Source organism: Paracrocinitomix mangrovi (assembly GCF_019740355.2).
GTDB lineage: Bacteria > Bacteroidota > Bacteroidia > Flavobacteriales_D > Crocinitomicaceae > Paracrocinitomix > Paracrocinitomix mangrovi.
In genome coordinates this window covers 3,921,270-3,939,985 of record NZ_CP091819.1, presented here as the reverse complement: position 1 = coordinate 3,939,985, position 18,716 = coordinate 3,921,270, and the positions used below count along the sequence as shown (strand labels likewise).

Genomic DNA, 18,716 nt, shown 5'->3' with positions numbered 1-18,716 from the left:
CTCAACTTAAAAATCTGTTTTAAAAGTGAAAAACACGCCAAAGTTTCTCACCTGGTTTCCATTAGAGTCAATATGATCTCTGTAAGACAATCGCCAAACTGCATCTACTCTAATGAACTTAAAGATATTCTCTATCCCCGCTCCTACTTCATAATACGGATATTGTAAACGATAGGAGTAAGTTGGCAATAATAACTCTTCATTGTGCTTATTATTGTATCTCCCCACTATCATTTTTGCATTGTAGACTAATCTCAATTTTGCTTTCTTGATTAATGGAATTCTATCCATGATAAACCCTTGCAACCTATGCTCAAAATTGATCCCTACCCATTCGTCAGAAATAAACTCATAATACCTCATCAAATTGAAAGTGGTTAATTGTAAATACAATGTTTGATTCCCAGGATGAATGTTTAAAAATGGATATGGAACTTGTCCAAATACTTTACCGGCGTAAATTGAATACTGAATTCTACCAAACATTCCCACTCTTGGACGGTGGTCATATACAAAATCTAATCTATGAAAATCATATTCACTGCCTATTACATCCTTAATTCCCCAGGTATGAGTTAATGAAATAATCGGATATTTTGACCCCAAGGAAACTCTATCAAACTGACCATTTAAAAACTTCTCTTCTTTGGTAAACATAATTTGATTACGCACTTCAAAAGAAGTGATGTTGCTGATTTTATTTGTATCTCCTGTAGATAAATCAATTCTACTATAATCAGAAGTTCCTAATGGTGTAAATTTTTTCCATTCAACTGAATGGAACGTACGCATATCAAATCGCCAATCTTTTTCAAGGGAGACAGATCCTTTTTCAACCATGGTTAATTTATCCAAAGGCCCTAATGAGAAGAGCGTAGTAAATGAATTCCCAATTTCTCCAATGGATGGTGCCAAGCCTAACTGTTCAATTCTTCTTCGATAACCAATACGGAACATTTCTCTTGGTGCATTTCTAATTTTCCAACGCAATGATCCACCATATTTAAAATCCTGATCACCAAATCCGTAAATACCAAAAGCGTTAATCTCCACCTTTGTACTGAACTTATTACTAGTTCTTAAAGCCAACATCAGTCGGTGTCCTTCTACTGTATTTTTATTGTACAAAGAGTAAATTGAACCAATTTCAATCGGTCCGGTTCGCCAAAACCCCGTATACGCCATATAGGTAAGATTCTCATAAAATTTGAAACGCTTGTTGTTTTTAAGCGAATCCACCATCTCTATAACGCCTTGTTCTTCTTGAGACAATTCATTGTGTCTGTGTTCTTCCCAATAAGATTCATCCTGTACTTTAGCACTATCAGAAAGCACAACATCTGCCACATAAAAATTAAAGTCTTTTGGTTGATTGATTACAAAATCTTTTCTACTTGTATGTTTGTGAACGGTAGCACCTAAAAGTTTCTTTTTCTTGAAATCATTAAACAGATCAAAGTAGCCTTTCATTTGTTCATCAACTAACATCCAAACACCAGGTTCTACCTCACTGTAATACTGCTCAACATGCAAATCAGAAACATAATTCAAATTGACATTATTGGGAATATCTGCTATGATTTGCTTTACAGCATAGGACGAATCCGCTATCCAAATATCACCATCAAATACTGCGTCTCCTTTGCGTTTTGGAACAAACTTTAAATGATAGCAAACTACACCATCAATGGTATCATTATCCTGCAAATAGTATTTATAAAACAACTTACCTCCATCTGCAATAGGACTCATAAACTCTTTGTTGAATAACTCAATGTAATTGTCATAAACATTTACATTTTGATGCATATCACCGGTAAACTTCTCCAATTGCATATAGTCTACTCCTGTAATTCTGTTGGCTTTAATTTCTTCTTTTATTTGAACCGGAGCACTTTTAAAATAATAATCAGAGATAGATTCGGTTAACAAAATTGGGATATACTTGGCTCCAACTGTTGAGTCGTAATCAACATAATCGTTTACCACTTTCATTTTATTAAAAGCCTTACGTTCTTCAAAATTATCTCCTAACTTATTGACATCAAACTGCATTTTATTGTACACCTCACATTCGTAAGCTTCTAACTGATAAGGGTCATTGTACTTTTTATGTTCTTTAACCTTTCTGAGGATTTCAAATGCAGGATTTTCACCTGCAATGATTTCAACCACATCAAAACTTTTGACATTTGGCACCAAGAAGATATTTACCTCATTAGGAATTTCAGGAGTAACAGTAATTCTTTGCGAGATATATCCTACAGAAGAAAACTCAATGGTATCTGTAGCTGCATTTTTTAAAAGAAGGGTGTAATGTCCTGAAGTATCCGTAAGTGTTCCGGCTGTTCCATTTATTGACTTTACTTTAACATAAGGCAATGGGCTACCGGTAATAGAATCGATCACTACACCGCGCACCTGTGTAATTTGCGACAAACTTAAATTGGCAATAAAAAGGAGTAGTATAAGTATAAGACTACGCTTCATAGACTAGGCTCAACCAAAAATAAGAAAATTCGCCGCTACTTTACTGCTTGATACTATCATTATAGCGCTTTTTTTCAATACGTTTTGAGATTATTATCCCAAACTCATAAAGCCCTACGATAGGAATTGCCACTACAATTTGCGTAAATAGGTCAGGAGGAGTAATAACCGCCGCTATGATTAACACGGCAATAAATGAGTGTTTACGGTACTTTTTTAACCATGCCGAAGTAATGATTCCCAGTTTTGTAAAAATCATGATTACCACAGGCAACAAGAACAACAATCCTGTAAAAAAAACTGTTGATACAATTGTTTTCAGATATGAATTGATAGTGATATTATTGTGAATATTCTCAGCCATTTGCCAGTTCCCAAAAAACTGAACCGTTAAAGGTGCAATCACGAAATAGCCAAACATGATACCCATAAAAAACAGGATGCTCACGAAAAATACAATTCCCTTTACTGCATTAATTTCTCTTTCTTTCAAGCCGGGTTTAACAAAGGACCATATTTGGTAAAAGATCCATGGAAAAGCAACTACAATTCCACCAAGAATAGCCATCATCAAGTTGGTTCCAAATTGACCTGTCATTTCAACAGATTGCCAATTGATATCAATTTTATTAGCACATAAATCAAAGGCCCAGCAGAAAAATCTGAATATTGGAAAATCCGGATCAGCCAACTTTAAAAAGATATTATTGGTGATCCACTCTGTGAAATAGAAAATTACAATAGCAAATACAACAATTGCTATTGCAGACTTCACCAGGCGCCATCTTAATTCTTCAAGATGGCTCAAAAATGACATGCTTTTATCTTCTTGCTCTTCGGCCATTTGCGACTGCAAATTTAGGATATTCTTAGATTCGAATTAAATAAGAGGTGCATTTATTCTCCGGGTTTCACCAAAGGAACTTTTGCCCAAATACTTCCATCAGCAAAACCAACTTTGCCAATTTTTACTTTGTTCAACGCTTTAAGTACCGCACTTTGCTCTTCAGGTTTCTTGAACCATTTAGGAACTAGTTGTTTCATTTGCTCAACCCATTGGTAAGCTAAATAATGAGCTTTTATTGCTGAAGAATAGTCAATTTCATTAAGCTGTGGATACTTACCTTTTAATTTGTCATATCCTTTTTGCATACTTTCAAAGTTAAAAGGTTTCATAGCATCTTGCCAAACCGTTACTTCCAAATTGATTTTAGAATCCCAGTCTGCACGATATTTCCACACCTGATCATTTAATTCGTTTTCTTTATTGTAATCTTCTACTTTAGTAGTTGAATCTCTATAATATCCCTGATCATTTTTACCAACGATCCCACCTGCGTAAACAGTCATTTCAACAGGCATTTCTTTTTCAATTATTTTTTGAAAAATCTCCATGGTTTGAATACTGTCATTTTCACTCATAGCAAAGGTAGATTCTGTTCTTCCTACATACTTTTCGTAAGTGTATTTGTCTTCTTCTTTTACAGAAGTTAGTAACATATGAACAAATGTTTCATCTATAGAGCTTGCAAAAACCGTTTTTCCAAAAGCAATGTGATTGATTTTAAATGACTCTTTTTTCCCATTAGCAGGGAAAGTAAAATCTTGGGTTGCATAATTGAAAGTTGCCCCATCTTTGAATGTATAAATATCTCCTTCTTGTTCATACTCCATAAAAATGTACCCAATGTTCTTTTGCATTACATCTAGCAAGGTTTTGTACTCTTGTAATTTGAAATAGGCAATTTCCATTTCCAATTTTAACTCAGCCAGAATACGTTTTTCATTTTCTAGTTGCGTATTTAAATGGACCAATCTGTTTTGTTCAATGTTTTTCTTTTTATCATTTTTTGACAAGGCAGATGTTGGATGTCCTGTTCCTGATTGATCAGATGTTTCAAGATCTTTCTTCTTAAATTTTTTCTTTTTGATTTTAGGTTTTCCTTCTGGCTTATGTCTTAATTCATCTAATTTCTTTTCTGTTTTTTTGATCAGCATGAGGGTACTTTCAATTTTCTTTTCATATCTGTCAATATGAAATTCATATCCTCTTTTACCATAAAGCGCCTCATTTAATTTGGCGATATGAACATGCTCTAACTCATACAAAAGCCTCCAATAAGTTGTCCCTTTTCCATATGTACTATCAGGAGATAACAATCTGTGCTCATTTTTACCATACAATACATAAGAGGCTCCTCCTTTTTGAATCACCATGGTGGTTTGTCTTTCAGGGTGATATCCATAAACGTCAAAATGAACAACAGTAGACATGTCACCTCTGGTCTTGAAATCATGTTTTCTAACACTATTCACTGCAATAAACTCTTCATCCTTAACGGGACGTTTTGAGTGAGTTTGCTCATAAGTTTTAGGTTTTACCTTAATTTCAAAAGTGAACCTAAACATACCTTTGTCATCCGGCAATGTTCTGTTGTATGGTGTAGGGAGTCCACCTTCTAATGAAGAAAATCCTGAGCCATCTCCAGCTGCTGAAAGAATATTTATGTAATCTTCTGCTTCACCACCCAACATTTGAAATATCTCATAGGATCTTACCTGAACATATTTTTCTTCGGCATGTTCAATAGCATTTACAATAAGCATTTGATCATTCAGTGAAAATCCGGCATTGGCCAAACCAGCCATTCGATCTGAAGTTTGCAGAGCAGGTTCATAATAAGCTTGAATTGCCTTGCGCACTACAAATTTTCCACTACCTAATGTCTGCACGGCAGATTGTGGAATTTTCTCCAAAACATACTTCTCAAACTGTTCTTGTTTTGGTCTTAAATGCTGATGGATCTCTAAATCTGAATTACGAAATTTCAATACCTGATCTAATTCCCACAATGCAAAATGAGTTGCCAAATCCGAAACTACTCCATCCGCTTTTCTTGAAAACTGATCTTTGTGTAAAATAATTTTACTTGGATCACTTATTACTTCGCGCTCAACATGTTTGTAGTTAGGTAAAGTGTCATTTATCCAGCGCATTGAATCTGTAAATTCAAACAAATGCAATAACTCAGGTTTAATGATTTCTCTACGTCTGGCTACATGATAAAAAAAGGCTTTTTCCTCTCCTGACAAATCATCCCAGTTATCTTGACCATAAGATAAGAGAACGGTTAAAAATGTGAAAAGGGTTAAAAGTTTTTTCATCTTAAAAAATGATACAGTTTTATAACGCGATCAACATAAAATGTAACTAGCTCAATTTAGCTGCCAATGCATTATCGTAAATTTCTTTCATTTCATTGATGAATCCATATTGCTCATCATCAACACATACTTTACCTTTAGTTACGTGACCAAGTAAAATATATGGTGTTTTAGAATTCATCATGTGCTCAATAAATTCATCTTCCTGATCTTCATTTACAGCTACTACAACTCTACTTTGAGCTTCACCAAATAAAAATGCATCTTCTCTAACTTCTGAATCGGTTACAATATCAAAACCTAGATCATTTGGCATTGCCATTTCCATTAGGGTGATGAACAATCCACCATCCGCACAATCATGAGCAGCATTAATTAATTGATTATCAATCAAACTTTTTACTGATTCTTGCAACTGATGTTCTTTGTCAATATCAAAATAAGGAGCAGGAGACGCGTTTACCTTGTGATAACTCACCAAATATTCTGAAGACGAAATATCATCCTTAGATTCTCCTAACAAGAAAATTAAATCTCCTTTTGATTTAAAATCAAGGGTCATGATTTTTGACTTGTCTTGCACTACCCCTATCATACCAATAGTTGGTGTTGGAAATACCGGCTCTTCTTTTCCATCCATAACAGTTTGATTATAGAAAGATACATTTCCACCGGTAACAGGCGTACCAAACTTTTCACAAGCTTTACCCATTCCTTTAACAGCTCCAACAAACTGCCAGTAAGATTCAGGATTGTATGGGTTTCCAAAATTCAAGCAGTTTGTAACTGCTGAAGGGATTCCTCCTGAACAAACAATATTTCTTGCTGCTTCTGAAACAGCTATTTGCGCACCAACTTCAGGATCAGCATTCACATATCTTGAATTACAATCCACCGTCATTGCTAATGCTCTGTTAGTATCTTTAATATTTACAATTCCTGCATCTGATGGGCGATTGGTAGTCATTGTTCTGGTTCCTACCATTGAATCATACTGTTCATAAACCCATTTTTTGCTAGCAATATTTACATTTTTCATCAACGAAAATGCAACTTCACTTAAATCTTCAGGTTGTTCAATGTCATCAATATTGAATTTCTTGAACTCCTGGTAATATGCAGGCTCTTTATACTCTCTTTCGTAAACTGGTGCACCTCCACCTAAAACAAGTGATTCAGCCGGAACTTCAGCTACTTTTTCACCATTCATGAAATAATTGATGGTTCCTCCTTCAGTTACAACACCAATTTGAACAGCATGTAAATCCCACTTCTCAAAAATATCTTCAACAATTTTTTCTTTTCCTTTCTCAATTACCACCAACATTCTTTCTTGAGATTCTGAAAGCAATATCTCCCAGTCTTTCATGTTTTCCTGACGTGTTGGTACTTTGCTTAGATCGATATCCATTCCAACTTCACCTGCGGCACTCATTTCACATGATGAACAAGTAATACCAGCTGCTCCCATATCTTGCATACCAACAACAGCATCTGTTTTTGCCAATTCAAGCGTAGCCTCTAACAATAGTTTCTCCTGAAATGGATCTCCTACCTGAACTGAAGGCAAATCTTGTGCAGACTCTTCAGTAATATCCTTAGATGCAAATGCAGCACCTGCAATACCATCTTTACCTGTGGCTGAACCAACAATATAAACTGGGTTACCTGGTCCGCTTGCTGTTGCAGAAATCATTTTTCCTTCCAAAATACCGGCAGAAAAAGCATTCACCAATGGGTTAGTATTATAACTTTTATCAAAGAATACCTCACCACCAACAATTGGAACACCAAATGAATTACCGTAATCTCCAATTCCTTTAACTACTCCTTTTACCAACCATTTCGTCTTGTCTTTATCAATTTCTCCAAATCTCAAAGAATTTAATTGGGCAATTGGTCTGGCACCCATTGTAAAAATATCACGGTTTATTCCACCTACTCCGGTCGCAGCTCCCTGGTAAGGTTCAATTGCAGAAGGGTGATTGTGTGATTCAATTTTAAATGCACATCCCAAACCATCACCAATATCAACTAATCCTGCATTTTCTTCACCTGCTTTTACCAACATATGTGGACCATCTTTAGGCAAAGTTTTCAACCAAATGATTGAGTTTTTATAAGAGCAATGCTCCGACCACATTACAGAGTAAATAGATAACTCAGTAAAATTCGGAGTACGTCCTAAAATATCTTTGATTTGTTCAAATTCTTCGGGCAATAATCCCAATTCAACTGCTTGTTCTAGAGTAGCTAATTCCTGGGTCTTGTTTTCCATTGGATCAATTAAAAATGGTTTGCCGATCATAACGATATTGACCGGGTTGTAATTAAAAGCACAAATTTAAGGATTAATTAGCCGTGCAAACACTGGCAGCATCAACAATTATTGTATTTTTTCAACAATCTTTGATTTCATAGTGGTAATGCTTCAAAACGTATTTCGCTAACTTTGACTTTAAATGGGGTATATTTTCATCTTAATATTACTGTTTTTATTCAGCTGGATAGTCTATAAAAACTTCTTGAAAATCAATATTTCTAAAAAGGATCTATTGACAGCCTGGGGAATAAAAATATTGGCTGCTGTGTTTTTCATGACCCTATCCATTGAATATTTTTCGGATGATGATTTACCCGACGGAGATGTCAGTAATTTCTATTATGACGGCAAGCTAATCTCAGATTTTGGCAAAAATGACCCATTGGGCTATTTGCAACTCATGTTTACCAATAAGGCTAATGACATCAATTTTGTTGAAGAAAAAATACCCAAAACAAATTTATGGAGCTCAGGTGAAAATGGAGAATTTATAAATGATAACCGACTTATTATCAGAATCAATTCTTTGATTCATTTCATTTCAGGAGGAAATATCTGGGTTCATGTTTTATTTTTTGCATTTTTCTCTTTTATCGGAAGTCTATTGATTTATAATTCCTTTGAAAAATACATTCAATCCAAAAAACTCTTCTTTTACTCCATCTTTCTTACACCGTCATTTGCCTTTTGGGGAAGTGGATTAACTAAAGAAGCGCTATTTGTCCTTTCCATTGGAATATACTTTAGTTTGCTGAATAAAATTTTAAACAAAGAATTTAATTGGAAACACTTATTCTTGCTCGTTTGCTGCCTATACTTTTTGATTTTCAACAAAACACATTTGGGTCTTATAATTGTTCCTCTTTCAACCATTTTCATATTAAGAAATAGGATAAAATTTAATTGGAAAACTGGTTTTGCATTTACCGCTTTGACTTTAGCAGCATTTGTGATTTCTACTCTGACCCCATCCAAAATAAATCCTGTAGATCGTATCACACAAAAACAGCAAGATATGATCAACCTTGCTAAAGGTGGTGTTTTCTTTATCAATGACTCTGCTTTCTGTGCTTTTGATTACCAATATTTAAATCATTTTGAATACAATAAACCTAAAGGCCTGATCACTGCCACAAAGGAAGCAGAGGGAGAGTACAAGTTATTTGGTCAAAAAGAATTTCATCCGTTTACAATTGAACCGTCAAATGAAGCATATGCAGTTTACTTGGTAACTGCACCTTCTAATAGTTATGTAGATGTTCCTCCAATCAATGGTTCAGGGTTAAACTTATTAAAGAACACACCTCTAGCTTTTTTAAATGTTTTGATAAGACCTTTCCCTTCAGATGGTGGAAATGAATTCAAATACATAGCTTTTGTTGAAAACATACTGTTTGTATTTTTTATCGGATGGCTACTTTGGAGCCGAAAAAAAATAAACAATGAGGAAAAATACTGGATTTACTTTTTGTTCTTATCTGCAATAATCCTCATTCTTATTATAGGTTGGACAATACCTGTATTGGGTGCAGTAGTTAGATACAAGATGGCACCACAAATTTTAATTATCATTGCCACTTTCATATGGCATCAACCTAAACAAAAACAGATTTCATGAAACCAATCTATTTATTTGCTTTGATTTTCATCATTACTTCATGCTACAAAAGTGGAGAAGCTGATATGATTATTCACAACGCACGAATCTACAGTTGTGATGAGGACTTCAATGTTTATGAAGCAATGGCGATCAAAAATGGCAAAATCATTCAATTGGGACCCGAAAGAGAAATTCTAAATGGATACAAATGTGACAATATTATTGATGCAGCAAACAGCCCAATTTACCCGGGATTTCATGACGCTCATTGTCATTTTGGAGGCTATGCAAAAACACTTAATCAGGTTGATTTAATTGGTGTTGTGTCATTTGACGAAATGATTGAAAGAATCACATCTTTTGAAGAAACAAATGATTTTGAATGGATTACCGGCCGAGGTTGGGACCATACTATTTGGGAAGAAAGTGAATTCCCTACCAACGAGAGATTAAACGAACTTTTTCCTGATAAACCTGCTGTTTTTCAAAGAGTAGATGGACATGCCGGCCTAGCAAATCAAAAAGCATTAGAATTAGCAGGTATTGATGCAAATACTGTAATTGAAGGAGGAGAGATAGTTGTGAAAGACGGGAAATGTACTGGTCTAGTAAAAGACAATGCATTGGATTTAGTAACTTCTAAAATTCCTGATTATTCAGAGGAATTTATGTTATCCCTGTTGCAACGTGCTGAGGAAGATTTATTTGAAGTTGGTTTAACCTCAATCAATGATGCCGGAGTAAATGCTATTGAAAGAGAAAGATTTGTTAAATGGTATCTGAACAATAATTTAAAGATAAAGGATTACTGCATGTTGTTTGCAGAAGATGAAAATCTTGAATTCGCAAAAGAAAATGGTATATACTCAGAAGGCAACTTGACCATACGCTCCTTTAAAGTTCTTTCAGACGGATCTTTAGGATCAAGAAGCGCCTGTCTAATTGATCCATATAGTGACGACCCTCACAATCATGGTTTTTTACTAAAATCCCTTGATGAGTTCAGAGAAATTGCAGATTTAGCTGTTTCATTGCATTATCAGGTAAACACGCATTGTATTGGTGATTCTGCTAACAGAAGCATATTGAAAGTTTACGAAGAAATGATCGGATCTGAAAATGATCACCGTTGGAAAATAGAACATGCGCAAGTATTACAGGAAAAAGACTTTGATTATTTTGAAATGTACAATATCATCCCTTCTGTACAACCTACACATTGCACCTCTGATATGAGATGGGCAGAACAAAGATTAGGTAAAGAAAGAGTAAAGAATGCTTATGCTTATCAAAAACTCTTAGACAAGGCAGGTCTTTTAGCATTGGGAACTGATTTTCCTGTTGAAAGAATATCTCCTTTAGAAACCTTTTATGCCGCAGTATCCAGAATGGACAGAAATGGTTTTCCTGAAGGTGGTTTCCAGAATGAAAATGCCATTAGTAGAGAAGACGCTCTAAGAGGTATTACCATCTGGCCGGCATATTCAAATTTTCAAGAAGATCTTAAAGGTTCATTAGAAGAAGGTAAAGCTGCAGATTTTGTCATCCTCACTAAAGACATCATGACCATACCATTTGAAGAGATATTAAGCACCTATGTGGAGCAAACCTATTTAAATGGCGAGTTAGTTTTTGAATCAGAGTAACAAACAATCTTAAAAAGAAAAGCGATTCAATTTTTCAATTGAACCGCTTTTCGTTAACCAAAACAAAGAAAACCAAACCTTTAACCGAATTCAACCAAAACCCGGTCAACAGGTATTAAATTAAAAGCTCTTAGTGTTTTTTCAATTTCTTCATACTAAAATGATGGACATGAAATAGTTCTAAACTTTTTAGGCTTATCTCTACAATTGAATAAGAAAGCCAATGAAAGCTCATGTGATCCACCAGATGCATTTGTCAATTTTGAGATGGTTACATCATAGCTGTATCCAAATCTGAATGATCCTGCATCAATACCAATAGTTAAAATAAATGCGTCTCTTGCTCTCCACCAAGCACCTGCTGTAAATACTCCATACTTAATATAAGTACCAATGTTTAACTGCATAAAACCATCCTGGTAAGTATAAATAATGTTTGGAGATAAAGAAGTTTGATTTCTGTATTGAGATTGTTTTCCAAAAACAATGTTTGCCCCCATGTGACCGGTAAATCTCATTGGTAATCTTGAAGTACCAATAATTAAACTTTCATCCGGTTTATTAAGGTGCTTTGCAGCAAATCCAAAGTAAAAGTGCTTAGAGAAACCAACAATTCCGGCAGAAACATCAAAGTATCCTCTAGTACCCCAACCGTTATCTAAAATATTACCTCTAGGTAAATCACCTGTTTGGTAGATAAAACCTCTTCTTGGGTCAATTTGATCTCCGAAGGATAATTTACTCCAATCCAAAAACTTCTGGTTCCAAGTAGCCTGTGCTCCAAAAAGAAAAGAGAATTCTCTTGTTACCGCTAGATGGTAAGAGTAGGCTAAATTAATTGTTGACCAGTTCAATGTATTTTTTCCTGCCATATCATTGGTAACCTGTACCGCAATTCCTCCATGAAGAATGTTTGAGTACTGATCATATGAAATCGTATTGGTGATAAATGCACCAGATAACGAAGGCCATTGATTTCTATGGTTCATTGCAATCCTAGGACATCCATGAGTTCCAGCCATAGCCGGATTTAGGTAAATCGGGTTTGCATAAAACTGTGTAAACTCAGGATCCTGGGCCAAGCCTTGAATCGAGCTAATCGCTAATAATATTGTAAAAATTCTTTTCATACCGCTCAATTTATCCTCTTATAAAAATCTTCTTTTTCTACTGTTGTCTCCATTAAATCTAAGACTAATATTATGCGAACCAATTTGTTGTTCAGCAAGGGATGATGTGATTTGATCATAATGATAAACCAACTTAAACTTATTAAACTTCATACCGATAGCTCCGGTAAAATCAAGATTGTGCGATATAGAACCACCGATTGTAAACCAATCATATCTAAAGTTAAATCCACCCCATAATTGCTTATCTTCTCCGTATTGCTGATAAGCAAAGAAAGGACTAACTGTTAAAGGTTTGTACTGACCTCCAGACGTTTGTTCTTTTTCAAAATCAACTCCGACAATACCATTCAATCTAATAGGAGATGATGTTGGCGTTGCGTATCCTTCTTCATTAAATACATTTTCAAAGTGGTGATTTAAGTTGTCAGCTGAAAAACCTGCATAAAACTTTTTAGCATTTACTACTAAACCTAAACCATAGTCTTTGTACCACAATTGTTGTGAACCACTCATTTGTTGAGCTGCAGGCAATCCTAAAATTCTACCTCTATCCAATTCGATATTAGATTCAGGACTTAATTGATTTCCGTTTGCATTTAAAGCACCCAAGGTTAACTTTACTGCCGGTTCAAGTAACACATTTTTTCCAACCAAAATCTTAGGAGAATAAATTAAACTCATGTTATAATCTCCAAAAGCACCATAACCATAATCTTTAGCGTTCAACACAATTCCTACTCCACCTCTCATTCCCGGAACATATTTATCAAAAGACATTGTCATTTGCTGAGAATTTTGATCGCTACCAAACCACTGATTTCTGTAGTTAGTTTCAAATCTGTAACCACTAAATCCTCCTGTAAACCCTGGATTAAATCCAATAACTGATGTATTTGGCAATAAAATTTCAGGATCACCCAGGTTAGTTAAATTAGTTGGTGACACATCAAACGCAGACTCCACTTTACGTTTGAACTTCTTCCATTTATAATCCCATGAATCAAAATCAATGGCTTCTTTCTTAGCAACATCAAATTCTAAAGATTTACCATCAGGATTATCTGCATATTTAGAAGTATGCTCATCTCCTTCAAATTTTCCAAACTCTTGAGAAATTGCTAATTGTTGATTCGCATTAATAGATTTCAAATTATGATTCACCATATCTAAAGGATCATGCGAAACAGAAGGCAAAGCACTCAAATCACTCAACTTATTCATGTTAGGCTCATTCACAATTGGTGTAAAACCACCAGCTGTAAGATGAGATTGCTGATTCAACTGTATTTGATGATTTTGACCTAAACCATTGTCAGCTAATGAACCATCATTATTAAACTGTTGTGAATTATCGTTAACGTTAATCAGGTCATTTCTTTCTATAGAAATTTCCTCATTAATGTTATCCTGGTTTACTAATTGATCATGTGCAGATTGATGAGTTGCATCAATATCTGCAACTCTATTTACGTCAACTGAATTGATATCAAAACTTTCCTGAGATGCGGTTTGATTTTCAACTTCGTTGTTGTTGTTGAAGAATATTGTGAAACCTATTAATAAAAGGATAGCTGCGGCTGCGGCTGACCAATAATAGATTCCCACGACTTTGTTGTCTTTTTCAAGCTTATCAGCATGCGGATAAACAAACTCTTCATTTTCAATGAAAGCGTCTTTCCATACCTCAGCTTCGATTCCAAAGTCAGGATTTTGAATGAGAAAACTCTCAAAGGCTTCTTTCTCTGCACCCGAAAGATTGCCCTCCATGTAATCAAACATCCATCTATCAAAATTCTCAGGAATATTCATACGAGTACTGTTAGATCTTTTAACTGTTTCTTTATTTTGTTTCGGGCTCTAAACAGATAGACTTTCACTTGAGCTTCTGACAACTCAAGTATATCCCCTATCTCCTTATAGTTATATCCTTCCATATCTCTTAGAAGGATGATTGATTTTTGAATCGGAGGAAGTTGAGAAAGACATTTTTCAATAACCTCCTTCATTTCGTAAGATTTAGTATGTGACTCTTGCACGTCTGATGTTTGTACATCATCCATATAAGACATTCTACTTCTTTTCTTAATGAAGTTGATCATTGCATTGTGAGCACATGTAAATAACCATGATTTCACTTTGTCCGGTTCAACTTTTTTACGATTCTTCCATAATTTTTCGAAAACATCCTGCACAATATCGCTGGCATCTTCAGAATTCTGAAGGTATTTCAAAGAATATCCGAATAACCTCCCGGAAAATTCTTTTACTGCCATATTGTACTCTCTGCGATTCAAAATATTTGGTTTAAATCAATCTTTAGTTCCCTTTCAAACAGCTAAAACAATCCAACTACTCTAAAAGTTACACTCGTTTTTATTTTTTTTAACGAAAGATTAAGAACAAGTTACGAATTTTCGTTCAAACCTACCTTAATCTCTTGATTTTTATATTATTTTAGTAACTAAAATTTTACTTAAAAAAAATTGAATATGGAAGTTAAACGATTATTCGACTTACCTTATTATCAAAACGAGAAATTTCCTCAAAAGGATGCGTTAGTTGATAAAGTTGACGGACAATGGATTAAAGTGTCAACACAGGAGTATATTGACAAAGCAAATTCTGTAAGTAGAGCTTTGGTTAAATTAGGTATTCAGCCTGGTGACAAAATTGCCTTGATTTCGAATAATCGTTCTGAATGGAATATTTGCGACATAGGAATTCAACAAGTTGGCGCTATTAGTGTTCCGGTATATCCTACCATAGATTCAGAATCTTACGCTTACATTTTTAATGATGCAGAAGTTAAACTTTGTATTGTTTCTGATCAAGAATTAGCTGACAAAGTAAACGCCATTATAAATCAAGTGAGCACTTTGCAAAAAATCTATTCGTTTGTTGATGTGAATGGTGCTGAAAATTGGACCGCTTTACAAGAGCCACCAAATGCTGAGTTAGATGCGGAAGTTGAAAAGAGAAAATCTGAAATTAAAAACGAAGACCTTGTTACTTTAATTTACACTTCAGGAACTACCGGATACCCTAAAGGGGTAATGCTTTCTCATAATAATTTATTGAGCAATGTGATTGGATGTGAACCACGTCTTCCTGTAGATCAAAATGCTAAAGCACTAAGTTTTTTACCTGTATGTCACGTATTTGAACGCATGTTGCTTTATCTATATCAATACACCGGAGTTTCTATTTATTTTGCTGAATCGCTTGATACAATTGGAGATGACTTAAAAGACGTTAAACCAAATGTATTTACTGCTGTCCCAAGATTATTAGAAAAAGTTTTTGACAAAATAGTTGCTAAAGGTGAAGCTTTAACCGGTATTAAAAAGAAACTATTTTTCTGGGCCTTAAAATTAGGTGAGGAATATGATGTAAGAGGAAAAAGCGGTTTTTACAAGTTTAAATTGGGAATTGCTCGTAAATTAATATTCTCAAAATGGCAAGAAGGACTTGGAGGAAATGTAGAAGCCATAGCTTGTGGTAGTGCCGCCTTGCAACCTAGATTAGCACGTGTTTACCTTGCTGCCGGAATTCCAGTAATGGAAGGTTATGGATTAACTGAAACTTCTCCCGTAATATCTGTTAACTGGCTTGAAGCGAATAAAGTTTGTATTGGTACTACAGGTCCTGTAATTGATAAAGTAACCGTAAAAATTGCTGATGATGGAGAAATCCTTGTGAAAGGACCAAATGTAATGATGGGATACTATAATCATCCTGACAAAACAAAAGAAGTAATTGATGATGAAGGTTGGTTCCACACAGGAGATATTGGAACATTTGTAGATGGACAATACTTAAAAATTACAGATCGTAAAAAAGAAATATTCAAAACTTCAGGAGGTAAATACATTGCACCTCAAGTAATGGAAAATAAATTCAAAGAATCTAGATTTATTGAGCAAATAATGGTTGTTGGTGAGAACAGAAAAATGCCAACTGCTTTAATTGTACCAGATGCTGAATATTTCAAAGAGTGGGCTAAACAAAATAACTTAGTCATTGGTGATTCATACCAAGAAATGATTAAAAATGTCTTAGTTCACGAACAAATTGAAAAAGAAATTGAAAAGTACAATATCAATTTCGGAAAATGGGAACGCATTAAGAAATTTGAATTTTCAGATCATCCTTGGACCATTGAAAGTGGTGAATTAACACCTACAATGAAACCAAAACGTAAAGAAATCAATGCTTCATGTGCAGATCTTATTGAAAAGATGTACACTGAAACTGGTGAATCTTTACACGGACAAGTTTAATGATCAAAAGTAGCTTTAAGGCTTAAATCCAAGCTTTTATAAGAATGAGTTATTGCACCGGAGGAGATATAATCGACTCCGGTTTCTGCATATGCTCTTAGAGTTGATTCGTCTATACCTCCAGAAGCTTCTGTTTCATAAAGATTGGTATCTATAATTTGCAAAGCTTCTTTGATTTGCTCAGGGGTGAAATTATCAAGCATTATCCTGTCTACATCCCCTACTTCCAACACCTGTTTTACCTCATCCAGATTGCGGGTTTCAACTTCAATTCTTAAATCTTTTTTATTTTCAAACAAATACTTATTTGTTCGAATAATGGCATTTTTGATACCTCCTGCATAATCAACATGATTATCCTTGATCATAATCATATCATACAAGGCAAATCTATGATTGTTACCTCCCCCAATTCTAACTGCCCACTTTTCCATCAACCTAATACAAGGAGTAGTTTTTCTTGTATCTAAAATTTCTGTTGGCAAGTCCTCAATCAAACTAGCTAGTTCATTAGTTTTCGTCGCAATTCCAGACATTCTCTGCATGAAATTCAGCACTAATCTTTCTGCACTTAAAATTGATCTGGAAGAACCTGAAACAACAAAGGCTATATCACCTTTTTTTACGGTAGCACCATCCCCAATAAAAACCTGGACTTCCAATTTGGGATCTAGTCTTTTAAAGATCATTTTGGCCAATTCAACTCCAGCCAAAATTCCGTTATCTTTTACCAATAATTTAGCGGATCCTTTAGCATCTTCAGGCACTGTCGCCAATGAAGTATGATCCCCATCTCCTAAATCTTCTGCCAGGGCAAAATCAACAATTTTGAGAATCTCCGACTCGTCTGGTATCATATATTATTTTGAAGCAACAAAAGTTTTAATATCATTTTCAGTGATCTCATTATCACACAAAATGATTAATCTCTCAACGATATTGCGTAATTCACGAATATTACCCGTCCAATTCACCGATTTCAACGCTTTCAATGCTTCATCAGTAAAAGTCTTTTGCGGCATACCGTGCTCGCTACACAATTGTTCAAGAAAGTAATTTGCTAACATTGGAATATCGTCAGCTCTGTCATTCAATGAAGGATTATTAATTACGATTACAGATAATCTGTGATATAAATCCTCTCTGAAAGCACCTTCTTCAATCATCTTTTTCAAATCTTTATTAGTTGCTGCTACAACTCTTGGACTAACTTTAATATCTTTCTCACCTCCTACTCTGGTAATTCTGTTCTCTTGTAAAGCTCTTAAAACTTTTGCTTGAGCAGAAGCAGACATATCACCTATTTCATCAAGAAACAATGTTCCTTCAGTAGCTAATTCAAACTTTCCTTTTTTCTGTTTAATAGCAGATGTAAAGGCTCCTTTTTCATGACCAAATAATTCAGACTCAATTAATTCAGAAGGAATTGCGGCACAATTCACCTCAACAAAGGGTCCTTTTTTTCTATTGCTCATTTCATGTAATTGTCTGGCAATTAATTCTTTTCCAGATCCGTTAGGACCAGTTATCATTACCCTTGCATCAGAAGGAGCAACTTTTGCAATCATTTCTTTAATCTCAATAATTGGCTGTGACTCACCAATTATGCTAGAATCTTTAAACTGACCTTTGATTTGTTTTTTCAAAGTCTTGGTTTCCTCAACCAAATCAGCCTTTTCCATTGCATTTTTGATGGTAACAAGAATCCTGTTTAAGTCCAATGGTTTTTCAATAAAGTCATACGCACCACTTTTAATGGATTCAACAGCTGTCTCAATATTTCCATGACCGGAAATCATGACAATTGGTGTTTCTAAGCCATCATTCTTTAATTTGGTGAGAACTTCAATCCCATCCATTTGCGGCATCTTGATATCACAAAAAATCACATCATAATGATTTTCTTTAGCTTCTTTGACTCCCGCAATACCATCTTCTACGGCTTCAACTTCATAATTTTCAAATTCCAGGATTTCTTTTAAAGTTCTTCTGATACTTCTTTCGTCATCAATGATCAGGATCTTAGGCATACAATAGTTAGAATTGGTTAAGAAAATACAAGTGGATAAAGATACAAAA

12 protein-coding genes are annotated in these 18,716 nt (G+C 34.8%); 3 read left to right on the top strand and 9 right to left on the bottom strand.

Annotation, left to right across the window (positions count from 1 at the left end; genetic code table 11):
* Window positions 1-6: 6 nt before the first annotated feature.
* The 4 genes from K6119_RS17550 to purL are packed head-to-tail and all read right to left on the bottom strand — an operon-like array spanning window position 7 to window position 7,933.
* On the bottom strand, window positions 7-2,490 hold the full coding sequence (locus tag K6119_RS17550) for a DUF5686 and carboxypeptidase-like regulatory domain-containing protein (protein WP_221835061.1): 2,484 nt from the start codon (window positions 2,488-2,490) through the stop codon (window positions 7-9).
* Window positions 2,491-2,530: 40 nt separating this feature from the next.
* On the bottom strand, window positions 2,531-3,334 hold the full coding sequence (gene tatC, locus K6119_RS17545) for a twin-arginine translocase subunit TatC (RefSeq protein ID WP_221835063.1): 804 nt from the start codon (window positions 3,332-3,334) through the stop codon (window positions 2,531-2,533).
* A gap of 53 nt (window positions 3,335-3,387) precedes the next feature.
* Window positions 3,388-5,655 (bottom strand): hypothetical protein, encoded by a 2,268-nt coding sequence (locus K6119_RS17540; RefSeq protein ID WP_221835071.1) that lies wholly within the window; start codon window positions 5,653-5,655, stop codon window positions 3,388-3,390.
* A 46-nt stretch (window positions 5,656-5,701) separates the two neighbouring features.
* Complete coding sequence (gene purL / locus K6119_RS17535) at window positions 5,702-7,933, bottom strand: phosphoribosylformylglycinamidine synthase subunit PurL (protein WP_221835074.1); 2,232 nt, start codon at window positions 7,931-7,933, stop codon at window positions 5,702-5,704.
* A gap of 184 nt (window positions 7,934-8,117) precedes the next feature.
* On the opposite strand from purL, the gene K6119_RS17530 reads away from it, so the two are divergent.
* Entirely contained in the window at window positions 8,118-9,596 is a 1,479-nt protein-coding gene (locus K6119_RS17530; RefSeq protein ID WP_221835076.1) for a hypothetical protein, read from the top strand.
* Window positions 9,593-11,224, top strand: a complete 1,632-nt coding sequence (locus K6119_RS17525) for an amidohydrolase (protein WP_221835078.1) — start codon at window positions 9,593-9,595, stop codon at window positions 11,222-11,224. Before K6119_RS17530 ends, K6119_RS17525 begins: the two co-directional genes overlap by 4 nt.
* Before the next feature lie 155 nt (window positions 11,225-11,379).
* On the opposite strand, the gene K6119_RS17520 is transcribed toward K6119_RS17525, so the two are convergent.
* Genes K6119_RS17520 through K6119_RS17510 form a run of 3 tightly spaced genes read right to left on the bottom strand, consistent with a single transcriptional unit; the run spans window position 11,380 to window position 14,651 of the window.
* Entirely contained in the window at window positions 11,380-12,354 is a 975-nt protein-coding gene (locus K6119_RS17520) for a PorP/SprF family type IX secretion system membrane protein (protein ID WP_221835080.1), read from the bottom strand.
* An 18-nt stretch (window positions 12,355-12,372) separates the two neighbouring features.
* The gene (locus K6119_RS17515; RefSeq protein WP_221835081.1) at window positions 12,373-14,166 is read right to left on the bottom strand and encodes a PorP/SprF family type IX secretion system membrane protein; all 1,794 of its coding nucleotides are present in this window, start codon (window positions 14,164-14,166) and stop codon (window positions 12,373-12,375) included.
* Window positions 14,163-14,651, bottom strand: a complete 489-nt coding sequence (locus tag K6119_RS17510) for an RNA polymerase sigma factor (protein ID WP_221835082.1) — start codon at window positions 14,649-14,651, stop codon at window positions 14,163-14,165. Before K6119_RS17510 ends, K6119_RS17515 begins: the two co-directional genes overlap by 4 nt.
* Before the next feature lie 195 nt (window positions 14,652-14,846).
* Between K6119_RS17510 and K6119_RS17505 the strand changes: the two genes are divergently transcribed.
* Window positions 14,847-16,637, top strand: a complete 1,791-nt coding sequence (locus K6119_RS17505) for an AMP-dependent synthetase/ligase (protein ID WP_221835092.1) — start codon at window positions 14,847-14,849, stop codon at window positions 16,635-16,637.
* On the opposite strand, the gene nadC is transcribed toward K6119_RS17505, so the two are convergent.
* Complete coding sequence (gene nadC / locus K6119_RS17500) at window positions 16,634-17,494, bottom strand: carboxylating nicotinate-nucleotide diphosphorylase (protein WP_221835094.1); 861 nt, start codon at window positions 17,492-17,494, stop codon at window positions 16,634-16,636. The two genes, K6119_RS17505 and nadC, sit on opposite strands and share 4 nt — an antisense overlap.
* 3 nt (window positions 17,495-17,497) lie before the next feature.
* Complete coding sequence (locus K6119_RS17495) at window positions 17,498-18,667, bottom strand: sigma-54-dependent transcriptional regulator (protein ID WP_221835096.1); 1,170 nt, start codon at window positions 18,665-18,667, stop codon at window positions 17,498-17,500.
* Between the last annotated feature and the right edge of the window lie 49 nt (window positions 18,668-18,716).